The sequence below is a fragment of the Kribbella sp. VKM Ac-2568 genome, from assembly GCF_004345365.1.
GTDB classification, from domain to species: domain Bacteria; phylum Actinomycetota; class Actinomycetes; order Propionibacteriales; family Kribbellaceae; genus Kribbella; species Kribbella orskensis.
On the sequence record NZ_SLVF01000008.1, the window covers coordinates 226,209 to 242,478 of the forward strand.

17 protein-coding genes are annotated in these 16,270 nt (G+C 69.4%); 16 read left to right on the plus strand and 1 reads right to left on the minus strand.

The features are described from left to right. The first annotated feature begins 17 nt into the window (after positions 1-17). Both EV648_RS24325 and EV648_RS24330 read left to right on the plus strand, forming a co-directional pair. On the plus strand, positions 18-503 hold the full coding sequence (locus EV648_RS24325) for a hypothetical protein (protein ID WP_132296093.1): 486 nt from the start codon (positions 18-20) through the stop codon (positions 501-503). Beyond that, entirely contained in the window at positions 503-1,492 is a 990-nt protein-coding gene (locus EV648_RS24330; protein ID WP_241995560.1) for a sigma-70 family RNA polymerase sigma factor, read from the plus strand. Before EV648_RS24325 ends, EV648_RS24330 begins: the two co-directional genes overlap by 1 nt. Here EV648_RS24330 and EV648_RS24335 read toward each other — a convergent pair. Beyond that, on the minus strand, positions 1,474-3,126 hold the full coding sequence (locus EV648_RS24335; RefSeq protein ID WP_132296096.1) for a bifunctional 3'-5' exonuclease/DNA polymerase: 1,653 nt from the start codon (positions 3,124-3,126) through the stop codon (positions 1,474-1,476). The two genes, EV648_RS24330 and EV648_RS24335, sit on opposite strands and share 19 nt — an antisense overlap. Before the next feature lie 99 nt (positions 3,127-3,225). On the opposite strand from EV648_RS24335, the gene EV648_RS24340 reads away from it, so the two are divergent. The 14 genes from EV648_RS24340 to EV648_RS24405 all read left to right on the plus strand — a co-directional run bounded on the left by EV648_RS24340 (position 3,226) and on the right by EV648_RS24405 (position 16,213). After that, positions 3,226-4,581 (plus strand): PLP-dependent aminotransferase family protein, encoded by a 1,356-nt coding sequence (locus tag EV648_RS24340; protein WP_132296099.1) that lies wholly within the window; start codon positions 3,226-3,228, stop codon positions 4,579-4,581. A gap of 91 nt (positions 4,582-4,672) precedes the next feature. Beyond that, complete coding sequence (pdxS, locus tag EV648_RS24345) at positions 4,673-5,575, plus strand: pyridoxal 5'-phosphate synthase lyase subunit PdxS (RefSeq protein WP_132296102.1); 903 nt, start codon at positions 4,673-4,675, stop codon at positions 5,573-5,575. Further along, the gene (locus EV648_RS24350; RefSeq protein WP_132296105.1) at positions 5,572-6,129 is read left to right on the plus strand and encodes a hypothetical protein; all 558 of its coding nucleotides are present in this window, start codon (positions 5,572-5,574) and stop codon (positions 6,127-6,129) included. Before pdxS ends, EV648_RS24350 begins: the two co-directional genes overlap by 4 nt. Further along, positions 6,126-6,752, plus strand: coding sequence for a pyridoxal 5'-phosphate synthase glutaminase subunit PdxT (gene pdxT, locus EV648_RS24355; RefSeq protein ID WP_132296108.1), 627 nt, complete (start codon positions 6,126-6,128; stop codon positions 6,750-6,752). The genes EV648_RS24350 and pdxT overlap by 4 nt, the downstream gene beginning before the upstream one ends. Positions 6,753-6,784: 32 nt before the next feature. Further along, positions 6,785-7,546, plus strand: a complete 762-nt coding sequence (locus tag EV648_RS24360) for a YebC/PmpR family DNA-binding transcriptional regulator (RefSeq protein WP_132296111.1) — start codon at positions 6,785-6,787, stop codon at positions 7,544-7,546. 110 nt (positions 7,547-7,656) lie between these two features. Continuing rightward, a complete protein-coding gene (locus tag EV648_RS24365; protein WP_132296114.1) occupies positions 7,657-8,118 on the plus strand; it encodes a hotdog fold domain-containing protein in 462 nt (153 codons plus the stop codon). A 61-nt stretch (positions 8,119-8,179) separates the two neighbouring features. Next, on the plus strand, positions 8,180-9,349 hold the full coding sequence (gene eis, locus EV648_RS24370) for an enhanced intracellular survival protein Eis (protein WP_132296117.1): 1,170 nt from the start codon (positions 8,180-8,182) through the stop codon (positions 9,347-9,349). Positions 9,350-9,500: 151 nt separating this feature from the next. Then, positions 9,501-10,094, plus strand: coding sequence for a crossover junction endodeoxyribonuclease RuvC (ruvC, locus tag EV648_RS24375; RefSeq protein WP_132296120.1), 594 nt, complete (start codon positions 9,501-9,503; stop codon positions 10,092-10,094). A 67-nt stretch (positions 10,095-10,161) separates the two neighbouring features. Further along, complete coding sequence (gene ruvA / locus EV648_RS24380) at positions 10,162-10,764, plus strand: Holliday junction branch migration protein RuvA (protein WP_132296123.1); 603 nt, start codon at positions 10,162-10,164, stop codon at positions 10,762-10,764. A gap of 3 nt (positions 10,765-10,767) precedes the next feature. Then, positions 10,768-11,820, plus strand: coding sequence for a Holliday junction branch migration DNA helicase RuvB (gene ruvB, locus EV648_RS24385; RefSeq protein ID WP_132296126.1), 1,053 nt, complete (start codon positions 10,768-10,770; stop codon positions 11,818-11,820). 355 nt (positions 11,821-12,175) lie between these two features. Then, a complete protein-coding gene (gene yajC / locus EV648_RS24390) occupies positions 12,176-12,643 on the plus strand; it encodes a preprotein translocase subunit YajC (protein WP_132296129.1) in 468 nt (155 codons plus the stop codon). Between the two features lie 83 nt (positions 12,644-12,726). Then, positions 12,727-14,463, plus strand: coding sequence for a protein translocase subunit SecD (gene secD / locus EV648_RS24395; RefSeq protein ID WP_199234790.1), 1,737 nt, complete (start codon positions 12,727-12,729; stop codon positions 14,461-14,463). Continuing rightward, a complete protein-coding gene (gene secF / locus EV648_RS24400) occupies positions 14,463-15,674 on the plus strand; it encodes a protein translocase subunit SecF (RefSeq protein WP_132296132.1) in 1,212 nt (403 codons plus the stop codon). Before secD ends, secF begins: the two co-directional genes overlap by 1 nt. Next, on the plus strand, positions 15,674-16,213 hold the full coding sequence (locus EV648_RS24405; protein WP_132188777.1) for an adenine phosphoribosyltransferase: 540 nt from the start codon (positions 15,674-15,676) through the stop codon (positions 16,211-16,213). The genes secF and EV648_RS24405 overlap by 1 nt, the downstream gene beginning before the upstream one ends. Positions 16,214-16,270: the final 57 nt, after the last annotated feature.

Sequence of the window (16,270 nt, forward strand, 5' to 3'; positions counted from 1 at the left end):
GGTGGTCGAATGGCCCCGTGACGCTTCCGTGGGTGCTGGCCGTCGTGGCCGTGCTGGTGCTCCTGCTCGGCGCCTACTGCAGCTGGACCGCCGGTCGGCTGGACCGCCTCCACCACCGCGTCGCGACCGCCCGGGCGTCCCTCGAGACGGAGCTGGCCCGCCGCTCGGCGCTGGTGGCCGAGCTCGCGAGCAGCGGCGTACTGGACCCCGCGTCGTCTTTACTGCTGCTGGACGCGGCTCACCGCGCCCGTACGGCGACCCCGGACGAGCGGGAGAAGCGCGAGTCGGCCCTGACTCGCGCGATCGGCGCCACCTCGACCGATGTGGAACCGTGGGCAGGGGAGCTGGGACTCGCGGTACGGCGGGTGCAGTTGGCCCGGCGGTTCCACAACGACATCGTGGTGTCGACGCGGGAGTTGCGCCGGCGGCGTCTGGTGACCTGGTTCCGGCTGGCCGGGCACGCGCCGATGCCGGGCACGATCGAACTGGAGGACGGCAGCTGATGACCGTGACCGACGAGGCGACCTTCACCGCCGAGGTCGAGAAGTACCGGCACGAGCTGCGCGTGCACTGCTACCGGATGCTCGGCTCGTACGACGACGCCGAGGACCTGGTGCAGGAGACCTTCCTGCGGGCCTGGCGCCGGCGCGAGGACTTCGAGGGCAGGTCCAGCTTCCGGGCCTGGCTGTACCGGATCGCGACCAACGCCTGCATCGACGACGTCCGCCGGCCGCAGCGGGTATTGCCGCACCAGTTGGAGCCCGCGTCGTTCCCGACCGAGGCGATTCCGGCGCGGGACGACGTGCCGTGGCTGCAGCCGTTCCCGGACGTGCTGCTCGACCGCGCCGAGGAGCCCGACGCCCAGGTGGTCCGGCGCGAGACGATCGAGCTCGCCTTCCTCATCGCGATCCAGCACCTGCCCGCCCGGCAACGCGCTGTGTTGATCTTCCGCGACGTGCTCGGCTGGTCCGCCAAGGAGACCGCCGCGGTGATGGACCTGACCGTCGCCTCGGTCAACAGCGCCCTGCAACGAGCCCGGCCGGTACTGCGCGAGCACCTGCCGCCCCGGCGTACTGAGTGGACCCCGTCGGGTGATCCGACCGCGGCCGAGCAGGAGTTGCTCGCGAAGTACATGGAGGCGTTCGAGCGGGCCGATGCCGCCGGGCTGGCCGCGCTGATGCACGAGGACGTGCGGATCACCATGCCGCCGTACCCGTTCTGGTTCTCCGGCCGGGATGCCGCCGAGGAGATCCTCGGGGCGAACCTGCACCCCGACGGCGCGGCGTACCGAGGGGAGTGGCAGTTCCTGGTCGCGGGCGTCAACCGGCAGCCCGCGCTGGCCGCCTACCTCCGGGTGCCGGGCGACACGATCTACCGCCCGTTCGGCTTCGACGTCTTCCGGATCGAGGACGGCCTGGTCGCCGAGATGGTCGCCTTCGAGATCACCGACTTCCCGCTCTACGGACTCCCGGATCACTTGGCGTCGGCATAGCACTCCACGATCGCGGTGGTGAACGGGAACCGAGTCGGGGTGTCGCCGAAGGTGATCCGGCCGGCCAGGTCGCCGGCGGTCTGGATCGCGGCGGCGACCTCGTCGGCCTCCTCGGCCGGGCAGTGCACGATCACCTCGTCGTGCTGGAAGAACACGAGCTCGGCCTTCAGGTTCGTGATCGACTGACGCAGCGCGGCCATCATCAGCAGAGCCCAGTCGGCGGCGCTGCCCTGGACGACGAAGTTCCTGGTGAAGCGGCCTCGGGCCCGGGCGTGCCGCGCGTCGGTCTTCGGCTCCTCGGACGGGCCTTCCAGCATCGCCTCGTCCATCGGCGAGCCCGACGGCGGACAGGTCCGGCCGAGCCAGGTGCGAACCAGCCGGCCTTCCTCGCCGGCCCTCGCCGCATCGTCCACATACGCGACAGCCTTGGGGAACCGCTTCCGCAGCGCCGCCAGATTCTTCAGCCCGTCACCTGACGTCTGCCCGTAGACAGCGCCCAGTACTGCGAGTTTGGCCATCGCGCGATCGCCGGAGAACGCCTTGTCCGAAACGGCCTTGTAGAGGTCACCCGCGTCGCCCGCGACCTCCATCAGCCCAGGATCCCGCGAGATCGCGGCCAGCACCCTGGGCTCCAGTTGCGAGGCGTCGGCGACCACCAGGCGCCAACCCGGATCGGCGACCACGGCGCGGCGGATCACCTTCGGGATCTGCAGGCCGCCGCCACCATTAGTCACCCAGCGCCCGGAGACCGTGCCGCCAGGGATGAAGCCGGGGCGGAAGCGGCCGTCGTGGACCCAGTCGTTCAGCCACGCCCAGCCGTTGGCCGTGTAGATCCGGTAGAGCGTCTTGTACTCGAGCAGGGGCGCCACTGCCGGATGGTCGACATGCTCGAGCTCCCACTTCCTGGTCGAGGTGACCTGATGTCCCGCCTGCTTGAAGGCCTTGAGGACATCCGCCGGCAGGTCCGGCCGCACGCGTCGACCGAACGCCTCCGACACCTGATCGGCCAGCTCGGTCAGCCGTCGCGGCTCGCCGGAGCCCGCGAAGCGTTCGCCGAGCAATTCGGTCAGCAGGGCGCGATGCGTCTCTGCACTCCACGGCAACCCGGCGCGGTCCATCTCGGCGGCCACCAGCATCCCGGAGGATTCCGATGCCGTGAGCAACCGCATGCGCTCCGGGTACTCCGCTTCCTGGTGCCTTCGCAGTTGGTCGGCATAGACCCGGAGCAGCGCCTCGAAGGAGATCGGCTCGTCCTGGATCTCGAACAGCGACGACTGCTCGCCCGGGTTCGCCGCGCGCAGGGGTGGATCGGCCGGCACCGGCTTGTTCGTCAGCCGGGCCCAGGCGGCCGCGGCCGACCGTGGCTCGCCGAGCCGCCCCTCATGCCCGAGGAGCAGCACCTCGGCGCACTCGATGTCGAAGCACCGCTCCACCCGTACGCCGGACGCGAGCAGGCGCGGGTAGATCTCCGGGGTCCACCGCCACACCCAGCGGGTGACGTGCGGGCGTGATCCCACCGCGGCCGCGAGATCGGGCTCGCGGAGGATCTCGCCGGCCGGCTGACCGTCCGGGTGCAGGGCGACGAGCAGCGCCCCACCACCCTCCGCCGGCGCGATCGCCCACCGCTCGTCCATGGCTGAATCCTCACACTTGCCGCCGACATTCCGGCCGGCCGTGTTCGCCTGTCGGCAGGTCGGCGCAGGACGTGAGGCCAATGGTGGGAGACTGGACTTATGTGGCGGGGGAGCGACCTGGATCCGGCGGACGGCACGAAGACCGAGCAGGTCGAGGCGCTGGTGCTGCGCCGGATCGAGCGCGGGGACCTCTCGATCGGTTCGAGACTGCCGTCCGAACGGGTCCTTTCCGAGCGACTCGGCCTCAGTCGCGTGACCGTAGTACGGGCACTGGATCAGCTGCGGGCGGACGGGGTGCTCGAGACCAAGCGGGGCTCGGGGACTCATGTGCGGCCGCTCGACCGGCTGCTGGACCCAGTGGCGCCTGCTTCGACCGTCACTGCGGGGGATCAGCCCGTCCTGGACCTGCGGTTCGCCACTACTGCGGCTCCGCACGATGTGGCCGAGGTCGCCGCGCAGATCGTGGCCGAGGGCCTGCCCCACGCGATGGGCGGCGACGGCCCGCCCTCCGGCGGCTCACTAGAACTCCGTACTGCGCTCGCGGAGCGCCTCACGCTCGAGGGCGTCCCGACGGAGCCGGGCCAGCTGACTCTCACAGTGGGTGCTGCCGCCGGGCTCAACGCGGCGCTGGCTGGACTGGACCTAGGACCGGGTGTGGCGATCACTGAGTCCCCGACGTACCCCGCGGCCTTCGACCTGCTGCGGAAGCACCGGCTGGACGTAGTGGGCTGGCCCGCGGGCGTGTGGGACACGGACCAGCTCGCGCACCTTTGCCGACGCCACAAGCCGAAGGTGATCTACCTGCAGGCGGACAACCACAACCCGACCGGGTTGAGCCTGCCAGCGGACCGGCGTACGGCTGTGGTGGAGATCGCACGGCGGTATGACGCCGCACTGATCAGTGACGAGACGATGCGGCCGCTGTGGCTCGCCGGCGGGGAGCAGGCGGACCCGCTGAGTCGCTACCCGCGGACGGTGAGCGTGGGATCTCTGAGCAAGACCGTGTGGGGTGGACTGCGCGTCGGGTGGGTCCGGACCGGACGGCAGCTCCGCAGACGGATCAACACCGCGGCGCAGCTCAGTGTCACCTCGCCGAGCGCACTGGACGACTTGCTGGCCCAAGCGATCGTGGGTCGGCTCGATCGGGTGATCTCCCGGCGGAAGACCCGGCTGCGGGCGAACCTGGCCGCACTGGAGACCGGGCTGAGGACCTTGGACGGCGTGGCATGGCCCACTCCGACCGGGGGCATGACGTTGTGGCTGGAGCTGACCGCAGTACGGTCTCGGCGGGTGCTGGAGGCGGCCCGGGAGCAGGGGCTGCTGCTGGGGGCCGGCGACCTGTTCACGCCGGACGGCACGGACAGGCGGCACATCAGGATCCCGTTCACCGCGCCACCGGCGACGTTGCGGCTGGTCGTCGCCCGCCTCGAGGTAGCCCTGGAGCGGGCCGGCTGATCATCAGTCCAGTGGATTCGAGGTGGACTGAGGGTTGCGCTGGACAGCGTCCTACGCTGGAGGCGTGTCAAGCCGCGACCAGGAGGATGTAGTGACCGAGACTCAGAACAGCCCGCAGACCGGTACCGCGAAGGTCAAGCGGGGCATGGCCGAGATGCTCAAGGGCGGCGTGATCATGGACGTCGTCACCGCCGAGCAGGCCAAGATCGCCGAGGACGCCGGAGCCGTCGCGGTGATGGCGCTGGAGCGGGTCCCCGCCGACATCCGCGCCCAGGGGGGCGTCTCCCGGATGAGCGACCCGGACATGATCGACAGCATCATCAGCGCCGTCTCGATCCCGGTGATGGCCAAGGCCCGGATCGGCCACTTCGTCGAGGCGCAGGTGCTGCAGAGCCTCGGCGTCGACTACATCGACGAGTCCGAGGTGCTCACCCCGGCCGACTACGCGAACCACATCGACAAGTGGAACTTCACCGTTCCCTTCGTCTGTGGCGCGACCAACCTGGGCGAGGCGCTGCGCCGGATCACCGAGGGCGCGGCGATGATCCGCTCCAAGGGCGAGGCCGGCACCGGTGACGTGTCCAACGCGACCACCCACATGCGCCAGATCCGCCAGGAGCTCCGCAAGCTGCAGAACCTGCCCGAGGACGAGCTGTACGTCGCGGCCAAGGAGCTGCAGGCGCCGTACGAGCTGGTCAAGGAGGTCGCCGCGGCCGGCAAGCTCCCGGTGGTGCTGTTCACCGCCGGCGGCATCGCGACCCCGGCCGACGCCGCGATGATGATGCAGCTCGGCGCCGAGGGCGTCTTCGTCGGCTCCGGCATCTTCAAGTCGGGCAACCCGGCCCAGCGAGCCGAGGCGATCGTCAAGGCGACCACCTTCTTCGACGACCCGGACGTGCTGGCCAAGGTGTCCCGCGGTCTCGGCGAGGCCATGGTCGGCATCAACGTCGACGAGATCCCGCAGCCGCACCGGCTCGCCGAGCGCGGCTGGTGACGACTCCCGTCAGTGACCGGACGGCCAGGGAGCTGCGGGGACTCGCCCGCGTCCTGGTCCGTTCCGGGTACGCCGACCGCGCCGCGGTCAGCGCCGCACTGACCGAGGCCGTCCAGGAGGACGCCCCCTCGGCCGACCCCGCAGTACTGGTGCCGGAGCTCATCTCCGGCGCCGAGGCGGAGCTGGCCGAGGACGCGGCCACCTGGCCGGCCGAGACCGACCCGGACCGGCTGGACGCAGTACTGGCCGAGCTGGAGGCCCTCGGGCTCGTGGTGGTGCGCTACTGCGCCGACCATCACGAGGCTCGCAAGGGCCTCGAGGCCGCGGCCGAGCCGAGGGGTTTGGTCTTCTTCACCGACACCGATGTCTGGCACGCCGTCGACTTCGGCATGCTCGAGCTGAAGGTGTGGCATCCCGACACGGCCAACGTGGCGCCGGGGGAGCCGTTGCTGGCGGACGTGCTCACCCTGCTGCGCGAGCGTGGTCTGCCGGCCGTCTTCGACGAGGGCCGGATCGAAGTCACCGTGAACTGGCAACGGAGGGTTCAGCTTTGACCGTCATCGGCGTTTTCGCCCTGCAGGGCAACGTCCGCGAGCACCTGGCGATGCTGGCCAAGGTCGGCGTCGAGGGCCGGCCGGTACGCCGCCCGTCGGAGCTGGCGGAGGTCGACGGCCTGGTGCTGCCGGGCGGCGAGTCCACCACGATGGACAAGCTGGCCCGGTCGTTCGAGCTGTTCGAGCCGCTGCAGAAGCGGATCGCGGACGGGATGCCGGTCTTCGGCACCTGTGCCGGGATGATCATGCTGGCGAACGAGATCACCGGCGGGATCGAGGGTCAGGAGACACTCGGCGGGCTCGACGTGACGGTCCGCCGGAACGCCTTCGGCCGCCAGGTGGACTCGTTCGAGGCGAACCTGACCTTCGCCGCGTTCGACGCGCCGTACCACGCGGTGTTCATCCGGGCACCGTGGGTCGAGCGGGTCGGCCGGGAGGTCGAGGTGCTGTCGACCGTGAGCTCTGGCCCCGACGCAGGGTGGGACAGGGTGGGGCCGGAGGCAGAACGCAGTAGGATCGTCGCGGTTCGCCACGATCGGCTGCTCGCCACGTCGTTCCATCCGGAGCTGACCGGGGACGCCAGGCTGCACGGATACTTCGCCGATCTGGTGCGCGACCACTAAGTCAGTTCGGCGGTAGAAGGGTTGGGTTCGCGATGTCAGGCCACTCCAAATGGGCCACCACCAAGCACAAGAAAGCGGTCATCGACTCGAGGCGCGCCAAGCTCTTCGCGAAGCTGATCAAGAACATCGAGGTGGCCGCCCGCACCGGCGGCGGCGATCTCGCGGGCAACCCGACCCTGTACGACGCGGTCCAGAAGGCGAAGAAGTCCTCGGTCCCGAACGACAACATCGACCGCGCGGTCAAGCGCGGTTCCGGCGCCGAGGCGGGTGGCGCGGACTGGCAGTCGATCACGTACGAGGGCTACGGCCCGAACGGCGTCGCCATGCTGGTCGAGTGCCTGACCGACAACCGGAACCGAGCCGCGGCCGACGTCCGGACCGCGATGAGCCGCAACGGCGGTTCCCTGGCGGACCCGAACAGCGTCGCCTACCTGTTCAACCGCAAGGGCGTCATCGTGCTCGCCAAGGAGCAGGACGGCAAGACCTACACCGAGGACGACGTGATGGAGGCCGTGCTCGAGGCCGGCGCCGACGAGGTGAACGACCTGGGTGACTCCTTCGAGGTGATCAGCGAGGCGAGCGACCTGGTCAAGGTCCGCACCGCCCTGCAGGACGCCGGGATCGACTACGAGTCGGCCGACGCGTCGTTCGTACCGTCGATGACGGTCGAGCTGGATGCCGAGGGCGCGGGCAAGATCTTCCGGCTGATCGACGCGCTCGAGGACAGCGACGACGTGCAGAACGTCTACGCCAACTACGACGTCTCCGACGAGGTCATGGAACAGGTCGGCTGACCTGTCCGCCTTCGACGCCCGAGGAACCGGCCGGTTCTTCGGGCGTCGGTCTTTTCCGGGCCCAGGTTGGTAGGCGACAACTGCTGTTACCTGTGGGTAACATCTTCCATATGGCGACTCAGGTGCTGGCGATGTGGGAGAAATTCCGGGGCGTGCCCGGCGGTCAGCGGGCGTTCTCGCTCGCGTTCACCTGGAAAGCGCCGTACTTCCGGTCGATCCGGCCGCGGTTCGTCCAGGTGAGCCCGAACTACGCGTCCCTGGTGCTGCCGAAGCGGCGCGCGGTGCAGAACCACATCGGCACCGTGCACGCGATCGCCGTCTGCAACGGCCTGGAGGCTGCCATGGGCGCCCTGGCCGAGGCGACCGTGCCGAATGGGAAGCGCTGGCTCCCCAAAGGCATGGAGGTCGCCTACCTGGCGAAGTCCACGTCCGACCTGACCTGCTCGGCCGAGACCGACCCGGACGCGTGGGCCGCCGGCCCCGACGTACCGGTCCGTGTCAAGGCGACCCGCGACGACGGCACGGTGGTTGTCGAGGGCACCATCAACCTCTGGGTGACCGATAAGAAGTAGCCGTTGTCCGCAGGGGGTATCTGTGTCGCCGGGCCCGAGGCCTTCGTCGTAGGGTCAGGGCGTGACTGATGCTTTGCGACTGGTCGACATCACTGCGGAACACCTCGACGACGTGATCCGCGTCCGGTCCAGGTCGTTCGGGCCGCTGGGGGTGTCGAACCGGGAAGAGTGGATCAAGGACGCGCAGGAGTTCATCGACGGCAACCGGTACGTCGGAGTCGCCGACGGAGACGAAGTGGTTGCGGCGGGCCGGATCTGGGACTTCCGGCAGTGGTGGGGCGGTCGTCAGGTCCCGATGGCCGGCATCGCCAGCGTGGTGGTCTCCCCGGAGTACCGGGGTCGTGGTGTCGGCAGCATGCTGATGCGCGGGGTGCTCGCCCGGAGCGTCGAGCAGGGCTTCCCGCTCACCGCGCTCTACCCGGCGACTACCGTGATCTACCGACACCTGGGTTACGAGTTCGGTGGCGGTCGCTACCGGTTCTCCTTCCCCGCGGCGGATCTGCGGTCGCTCGGTGGCAAGGACGTGAGCATCCGGCGGGCCGGTCCCGCCGACGCCGGGCGGTTCCTGGAGTTGGTGGCCGAGTCGCATGCGGCCGGCCGGGTCAACGGGCCGCTGGTGTGGGCCGAGTCCAAGGTGGCCGAGTGGCTCGAGGACGAGGACAACTTCGGCTATCTCGCCGACGACGGTTTCGTCGTCTACAACTGGCATGACTCGGACCTGCGCATCGACGAGATCGTGGCGGGTTCCGAAGCGACCGCCCGCGCTCTGTGGGCCACCGTCGGCTCCGGCTCGTCGATCGCGACCAACGTCCAGGCCTACATCGCTCCGAACGACCCCGTGCACCTCCTGGTCAACCACGAGGCCGACAAGCACGCCCAACTCCAGCGGTGGATGCTCCGGGTGCTCGACGCTCCCGCGGCCATCGCCGCCCGCGGGTTTGCGCTCGGCGCCTCGGTGGAGGTCGACCTGGAGCTCGAGGACATGGAGGTCAGCGGAAACACCGGACGTTGGCACCTCTCCGTCGCCGACGGCTCGGGCTCGCTGACGCTGTCCCCCGGCGCCGGCGACACCCTGCGCCTCGGCTCCCGCGGCCTCGCCGCCCTGTACGCCGGTACCCCGCTCGCTGCGCTTCGCCGATCCGGCCTGGCTTCGGGTGGTTCCACCACCGCGGACGGGCCGATCGACACGGCCTTCGGCGGCGCCACGTCGTACATGCTCGACTTCTTCTGATCACTCCGGCGGGTTCTCTGATCGAGACGGCGGGTCTTCCGATCGCCCTCGCGGTGGCGGGAATCCGTTGTCCACAGGCCCCGGCGCGTCGATTTCGCGGCCTGTCACCGGGCGTCTAGGGTTGTCGAACAAACGTTCGGAGGTGGTGTTCATGCGAGTGCTCGGCGTCGACCCGGGACTGACCCGGTGCGGCCTCGGCATCGTCGAGGGCACGCCCGGACGACCTCCGACGCTGATCGCCGTCGGGGTGATCCGGACACCCGCCGACCTGGACGTCGCGAAGCGGCTGGTCCTGATCGAGACGGGGATCGACGAGTGGATCGCCGAGCACCGGCCGGACGCGGTCGCGGTGGAGCGGGTGTTCGCCCAGCAGAACGTGCGGACCGTGATGGGCACCGCCCAGGCGTCCGGAGTGGCGATGGTGGTCGCCGCGCGGCGCGGACTGCCGGTGGCGCTGCACACGCCGAGTGAGGTGAAGGCGGCGGTGACGGGGTCGGGCCGCGCCGCCAAGGAACAGGTGACCACGATGGTGACCCGGATCCTCAAGCTGGCCGAGCGGCCGACCCCCGCCGATGCTGCGGACGCGTTGGCCCTGGCGATCTGCCATGTCTGGCGAGGCGGAGTGACGAACCGGCTGCAGGAAGCCTCCGAGACCCGGGCCAACCTCGAGGCGCAAGCCCAGGCCCAATCCCGCCTGCAGGTCGCGCGTCTGCGCGCCGCGGTGGCAGCCCAGGGCGGTAAGTGATGAGTGTTGTTGATCAAGCGATGGCTGTTGTCGAGGTAGAGCGGGTCGGAACGCTGGGAGGTTGGGGATGATCGCGTTCGTGCGCGGGCCGGTGGCCGCGATCGGGCTGGACAGCTGCGTGATCGAGGTCGGGGGAGTGGGGCTGCAGCTCTTCTGTCACCCGGGGACGCTGGCGACTCTCAGACCGGGTCAGGAGTTCAAGCTGGCCACGTCGATGGTGGTGCGCGAAGACTCGCTGACCTTGTACGGCTTCGCGGACGCCGACGAGAAGGAACTGTTCGAGCTGCTGCAGACCGCCTCGGGAGTCGGCCCCAAGCTGGCCCAGGCGGCACTGGCAGTACTGAGCCCTGATCAGCTCCGGCAGGCGGTGGCGCAGGAGGATCTGGTGATGCTGGTGAAGATCCCGGGTGTCGGCAAGAAGGTGGCGCAGCGACTGGTGCTGGAGCTCAAGGACAAGATCGGCCTGCCGTCGCAGACTGTTGCCGGACGCCCGCTGCAGCCGACCGAGGCCTGGCGCGAGCAGGTGCACGCCGGTCTGGTCGGGCTCGGCTGGTCGGCCCGCGATGCCGACGACGCGGTCATCGCGGTGTCGCCGCTCGCCGCGGACTCCGCCGAACCGTCAGTGCCCGACCTGCTCCGTGCCGCCCTCCGCGCACTGTCGAAGGCGTAGCGGATGGAAGACAACGTCAGGCCGCTGGTGTCCGCGGACGCGGCGGATCTCGAAGAGCGCAAGATCGAGTCCGCGCTGCGTCCCCGCACGCTTGCCGAGTTCGGCGGGCAGCGCCGGGTCAGCGAGCAGCTCGAGCTGGTGCTGCACGCGGCCCGCGGACGCAATCGGGCGCCGGACCACGTGCTGCTGTCCGGGCCGCCCGGCCTGGGCAAGACGACGCTGGCCATGATCATCGCGAGCGAGTTGTCCGCGCCGCTGCGGGTGACGAGCGGCCCGGCGATCCAGCACGCCGGCGACCTGGCCGCGATCCTCTCGGGGCTCAACGAGGGCGAGGTGTTGTTCCTCGACGAGATCCACCGGATGTCGCGGCCGGCCGAGGAACTGCTCTACATGGCGATGGAGGACTTCCGGGTCGACGTGATCGTCGGCAAGGGACCGGGAGCCACCGCGATCCCGCTGGAGATCCCGCCGTTCACGCTGGTCGGGGCGACCACCCGGGCGGGCCTGCTGCCGGGGCCGCTGCGGGACCGGTTCGGGTTCACCGGTCACCTGGAGTTCTACGACGCCTCCGAGCTGGAGAAGATCGTGAACCGCTCGGCAGACCTGCTCGAGGTCGACATCACCGCGGAGGGCGGTGCAGAGATCGCCTCCCGGTCGCGGGGGACACCCCGAATCGCTAACCGGTTGCTTCGCCGCGTGCGCGACTTCGCGGAGGTGCGGGCCGACGGCATCGTCACCCTCGCGCTGGCCAAGGCGGCACTCGAGCTCTACGAGGTCGACAAGATGGGCCTGGACCGGCTGGACCGCTCGGTCCTGGACGCTCTCTGCCGCCGCTTCGGCGGCGGACCCGTCGGCCTGTCGACGTTGGCAGTTGCCGTAGGCGAGGAACGCGAAACGGTGGAGGAGGTCGCCGAGCCCTTCCTCGTCCGCTCCGGCTACTTGGCCCGCACTCCACGCGGCCGCGTAGCCACCCCAGCTGCCTGGCGCCACCTCGGCCTCTCAGTCCCGAAGGGCGCAACCTTCGCCGACACCCTTTTCGACACCGAAGACGAGTAGAGCGGCAGGGCTTGCCTTTCGTATGGGTGGCGTCGAAGCCCCAAGCCTGCGTGCAGACAGCGCGGCGACGGCCAGTCCTGCGACCCAACGAGACTCATGTGATTCCTCCCCAGTCGGATACCACTGATGTCATTGCGTAGTCGGGCTGTAGCTCACGGTGATCAGATCGGGAAGCGACGTAGACTGGCGGTCAAGGCAGGTCGTCAGTGACGCAAATGTGACCGTGGGTCAAGGTGGCAGTGGTTGCCCCCGGCGTTAGACTCGCCGTTGGCCTGGCTCCAGGCCGTCTCGCCGTACCTGCATGCCATTTCGCAAGTGCGCGGGCCCCGCTAGCTACGAAGGATTCTGAGTCCCGATGGAACTGATCGCCGCACCGATGGCCTCCTCCGGGGGATCGGGCATCACGCTCCTGCTCCCGCTGATCCTGATCGTCGGGATGATCTGGTTCATGAGCCGCACCCAGCGCAAGCAGCGCCAGCGTCAGGCCGACACGGTCGCCGCGCTGGAGCCGGGCACCAAGGTGGTCACCACCAGTGGCGTGGTCGGCATCGTCGAGGAGGTCGACGACGAGTACGTCACGCTCGAGATCTCCGAGGGCGTGCTGGTGCAGTTCGTCAAGGCGGCGGTGGGCCGGGTTCTCCCCGAAGAGGACGACAACACCAACGACCACACCGACGACCACGCCGACGGGACCGCGGACGAGACCGTCTCGGAGGCGGCCGAGGAGCCGGCCGTGGCCAAGGATTCCGTCGAGGTGCCGGACGCCGGCGGCGAGAAGGTGCAGGACAAGTCCAAGCTGCCCCCCACGCACACCGAGAACTGAACCACCCCTCCTAATCGGCGTGCGGCGCGCGAGCGGTCCCTGTGATGCTCGCGCGTGCCCTGTAGCGCAAGGAAGAATTTGACGTGGCAACGACGACGACATCCCGCCCCGGGAGACTCCTGATCGTCCTGGGAGTCATCCTGGTCCTGTTGTTCGGGATCATGGGCCTCACCAAGAGTTGGAGTCCCAAGCTTGGGCTGGACCTGCGTGGTGGCACCACCATCACGCTGACGGCCGAGTCGCTGGCCGGTGGCGGCCAGGTGACCGCCGAGCAGTTGTCCGAGGCGAAGAACATCATCTCGCAGCGCGTGAACGGTGCCGGTGTCGGCGAGGCCGAGATCACCACCGCCGGCGCCAACCACATCACCGTGGCGGTGCCCGGGTCCAACCAGGACGCCCTGGTGAAGCAGGTCGGCCAGACCGCGCTGCTGTACTTCCGGATCGTCTACGGCAGCCAGCCCAGCGCGCCGGCGCCGACCACGCCGCCGTCGCCGACTCCGACCGGGAAGCCGTCGACCACGCCGAAGCCGAGCACCACGCCGAAGGCCGGTACGACGGTCAAGCCGTCCACCTCGGCCACGCCGAAGGGCCGGGCCTGGAGCAGCGCGCTCGCGGACGCCGACCCGACGCCGACCCCGACCCCGTCGGCCAAGCCGAGTACTCCGGCCGCCACGCCGTCGCTCCCGCCGGTGACCGGTGACCCGCTGCAGTGGCAGCCGGACGCCGCGACCCAGGCCGCGTTCGCCGCCTTCACCTGCGGGGACAAGCCGTCGTCGGAGGACCCGAAGCAGCCGCAGATCACTTGTGACCGCGAGGGGACGACGAAGTACCTGCTCGGCCCGGCGATCATGCAGGGCACCGACCTCGAGGACGCCAACGCAGGTATCCCGCAGGGCGGCTTCCAGTGGCAGGTCAACCTGAAGTTCACCGGCGACGGCGGTGACAAGTTCCTCAAGGCCACCACGGCGATCTCGAAGCTGCCGCAGGGCCAGAACCTGTTCGCGATCGTGCTGGACAACGAGGTCATCTCGACACCCAGCGTCGACAACCCGATCCCCGGCGGTCAGGCCGAGATCAGCGGCAGCTTCACCGAGGCCGAGGCCCGCGACCTGGCGAACGTGCTGAAGTACGGCGCGCTGCCGGTCTCGTTCGACGTCTCCTCGGTCGAGACGATCTCTGCGCAACTCGGCGGCGACCAGCTGGCCGCGGGCATCATGGCCGGCCTCATCGGCCTCGGCCTGGTGGTCCTCTTCTCGTTCCTCTACTACCGCGGCCTCGGGCTCGTCGTCGTGCTGTCGCTGACGGTGGCTGGACTGCTCACCTACGCGTCCGTGGTGCTGCTCGGCAAGGCGATCGGCTTCACCCTGACACTGGCCGGAATCGCGGGTCTGATCGTGGCGATCGGTATCACCGCCGACTCGTTCGTCATCTACTTCGAACGTTTGCGTGACGAGGTCCGGGAGGGCCGCAGCCTGCGCTCCTCGGTGGAGACCGGTTGGGCGCGCGCGAAGCACACCATCATCGCGGCCGACTCGATCTCGTTGCTCGCCGCGGTGGTGCTGTACGTGCTGGCGGTCGGCAGCGTGAAGGGCTTCGCGTTCACGCTCGGCCTGACCACCCTGATCGACCTGCTCGTGGTGTTCATCTTCACCAAGCCGCTCGTGACGCTGCTGGCCCGCACCGACTTCTTCGGTCACGGGCACAAGCTGTCCGGTCTCGACCCCGAGCATCTGGGCGTCGAACGGCTGCCCGGCCAGATGAAACCGACGGCCCGTCCGGCCAAGCCGACGACGCGCAAGCCCGTGGGAGGCGAGGTCTGATGTCGAAGCTCGGAACCATCGGTGCCAGGTTGCACCGCGGTGAGGTCTCCTACGACTTCATCGGCCATAAGAAACTGTGGTTCACCGTCTCGCTGGTGCTGATCGCGATCTCGCTGATCGGGCTGTTCGCCCGCGGCCTGGCGCTCGGCATCGAGTTCAAGGGCGGCGTCGAGTACCAGGCGAACGTCAAGGTCACCAGCAGCACCGTCGACGACTTCACGTCCGCGGTGAAGGCGACCAACGCGAAGGACCTCGGCGACCCGGTCGTCACCACGATCGGCGAGGACAAGGTCCGGGTCCAGACGAAGCCGCTGGCCCAGGACGACATCACCAAGGTCCGGGCCGCCATCGCCAAGGAGGCCGGGGTCTCGCCCGACCAGGTGAGCAACTCCCAGATCGGCGCCTCCTGGGGTTCCCAGATCGCGAACAAGGCGATCCTGGCGCTGATCGTCTTCCTGGTCCTCGTCTTCGCGGTGATCTGGATCTACTTCCGAGAACCGAAGGCGTCGATGGCGGCGATCATCGCGCTGCTGCACGACGTGCTGATCACCGTCGGCGTCTACGCGCTGATCGGCTTCGACGTCACCCCCGCCACCGTGATCGGCGTACTGACCATCCTCGGCTACTCGCTGTACGACACGGTCGTGGTGTTCGACAAGATCCGGGAGAACACCCGCGGAATCACCGGGTCGAACCGCTACACCTACAGCGACGCGACCAACCTGGCCGTGAACCAGACGATCGTCCGGTCGATCAACACCACCCTGATCGCGCTGATGCCGGTCGGGTCGATCCTCGTGGTCGGCACCGTCGTACTCGGCACCGGGCCGCTGAAGGACCTGTCGCTGGCGCTGTTCATCGGTATCGCCGTCGGTGCGTACTCGTCGATCTTCATCGCGCCGGCGCTGCTGGCCACCTTCAAGGAGCGTGAGCCGGGCATGCAGGCGCTGCGCCGCCGGGTGCTCGCCAAGCGCGCTGCCACTGGCACTACCGCCGTCGGCAAGCCAGTGGCGGTAGCCGCCGCTGGGACCGGCGGCGCGACCGTGGCGACGGATACGCCGACCGCTGCCGGAGCCAAGGCGGGTGCATCGGCCAAGAAGGACCGGCCGAAGGCGAGTTCGCCGGTGGCCTCGAGCCGCCCGGTGAAGTCGACCAGCGGCGCGGGTCGCCCGCAGCCGACGCGCAAGCCGCGGTCCAAGCGCGGTAAGTGATGCGTTCGCTGGAAGAGGTGCTGAAGGCCGGCATCCGGGACATCCCGGACTACCCGCAGGCGGGGGTGGTGTTCAAGGACATCACCCCGCTGCTGGCGGACCACGACGGCTTCGCCCACGTGGTCCAGGCGCTGGCCGAGTCGGGCAAGGACGAGGACGGCAACGTCGTGGTCGACAAGGTGGTCGGGATCGAGGCCCGTGGCTTCATCCTGGCCGCCCCGGTCGCGCTCGCCCTGGGCGCGGGATTCGTCCCGGTCCGGAAGAAGGGCAAGCTGCCGGCCGCGACGTACGAGGAGTCGTACGCGCTGGAGTACGGCGAGGCCACCATCGAGGTGCACCAGGACGCATTCGCTCCGGGTGAGCGGGTGCTGGTGATCGACGACGTCCTGGCGACCGGCGGCACGGTCGAGGCCTGCCTCCGGCTGGTACGCCGCTGTGGCGCCGAGGTGGTCGGCACGACGGTGCTGCTGGAGCTGTCCTTCCTGCCGGGCCGGGAGCGGCTCGCGGAGGAGCAGTTGACCGCTCTCGTCACTGTCTGAAGTCAGTCGGCCCACCCCGTCGGCGTGTTGTCCACAGGCCGTGTCAGCCGCGTTGGT

What these genes read in the sequence shown, in the direction of transcription:
- EV648_RS24330 (WP_241995560.1), top strand. Translation starts at nt 503, where the DNA reads ATGACCGTGACCGACGAGGCGACCTTCACCGCCGAGGTCGAGAAGTAC.
- EV648_RS24335 (WP_132296096.1), bottom strand. Translation starts at nt 3,126, where the DNA reads ATGGACGAGCGGTGGGCGATCGCGCCGGCGGAGGGTGGTGGGGCGCTG.
- EV648_RS24340 (WP_132296099.1), top strand. Translation starts at nt 3,226, where the DNA reads ATGTGGCGGGGGAGCGACCTGGATCCGGCGGACGGCACGAAGACCGAG.
- EV648_RS24360 (WP_132296111.1), top strand. Translation starts at nt 6,785, where the DNA reads ATGTCAGGCCACTCCAAATGGGCCACCACCAAGCACAAGAAAGCGGTC.
- EV648_RS24365 (WP_132296114.1), top strand. Translation starts at nt 7,657, where the DNA reads ATGGCGACTCAGGTGCTGGCGATGTGGGAGAAATTCCGGGGCGTGCCC.
- ruvC (WP_132296120.1), top strand. Translation starts at nt 9,501, where the DNA reads ATGCGAGTGCTCGGCGTCGACCCGGGACTGACCCGGTGCGGCCTCGGC.
- ruvA (WP_132296123.1), top strand. Translation starts at nt 10,162, where the DNA reads ATGATCGCGTTCGTGCGCGGGCCGGTGGCCGCGATCGGGCTGGACAGC.
- ruvB (WP_132296126.1), top strand. Translation starts at nt 10,768, where the DNA reads ATGGAAGACAACGTCAGGCCGCTGGTGTCCGCGGACGCGGCGGATCTC.
- yajC (WP_132296129.1), top strand. Translation starts at nt 12,176, where the DNA reads ATGGAACTGATCGCCGCACCGATGGCCTCCTCCGGGGGATCGGGCATC.
- secF (WP_132296132.1), top strand. Translation starts at nt 14,463, where the DNA reads ATGTCGAAGCTCGGAACCATCGGTGCCAGGTTGCACCGCGGTGAGGTC.
- EV648_RS24405 (WP_132188777.1), top strand. Translation starts at nt 15,674, where the DNA reads ATGCGTTCGCTGGAAGAGGTGCTGAAGGCCGGCATCCGGGACATCCCG.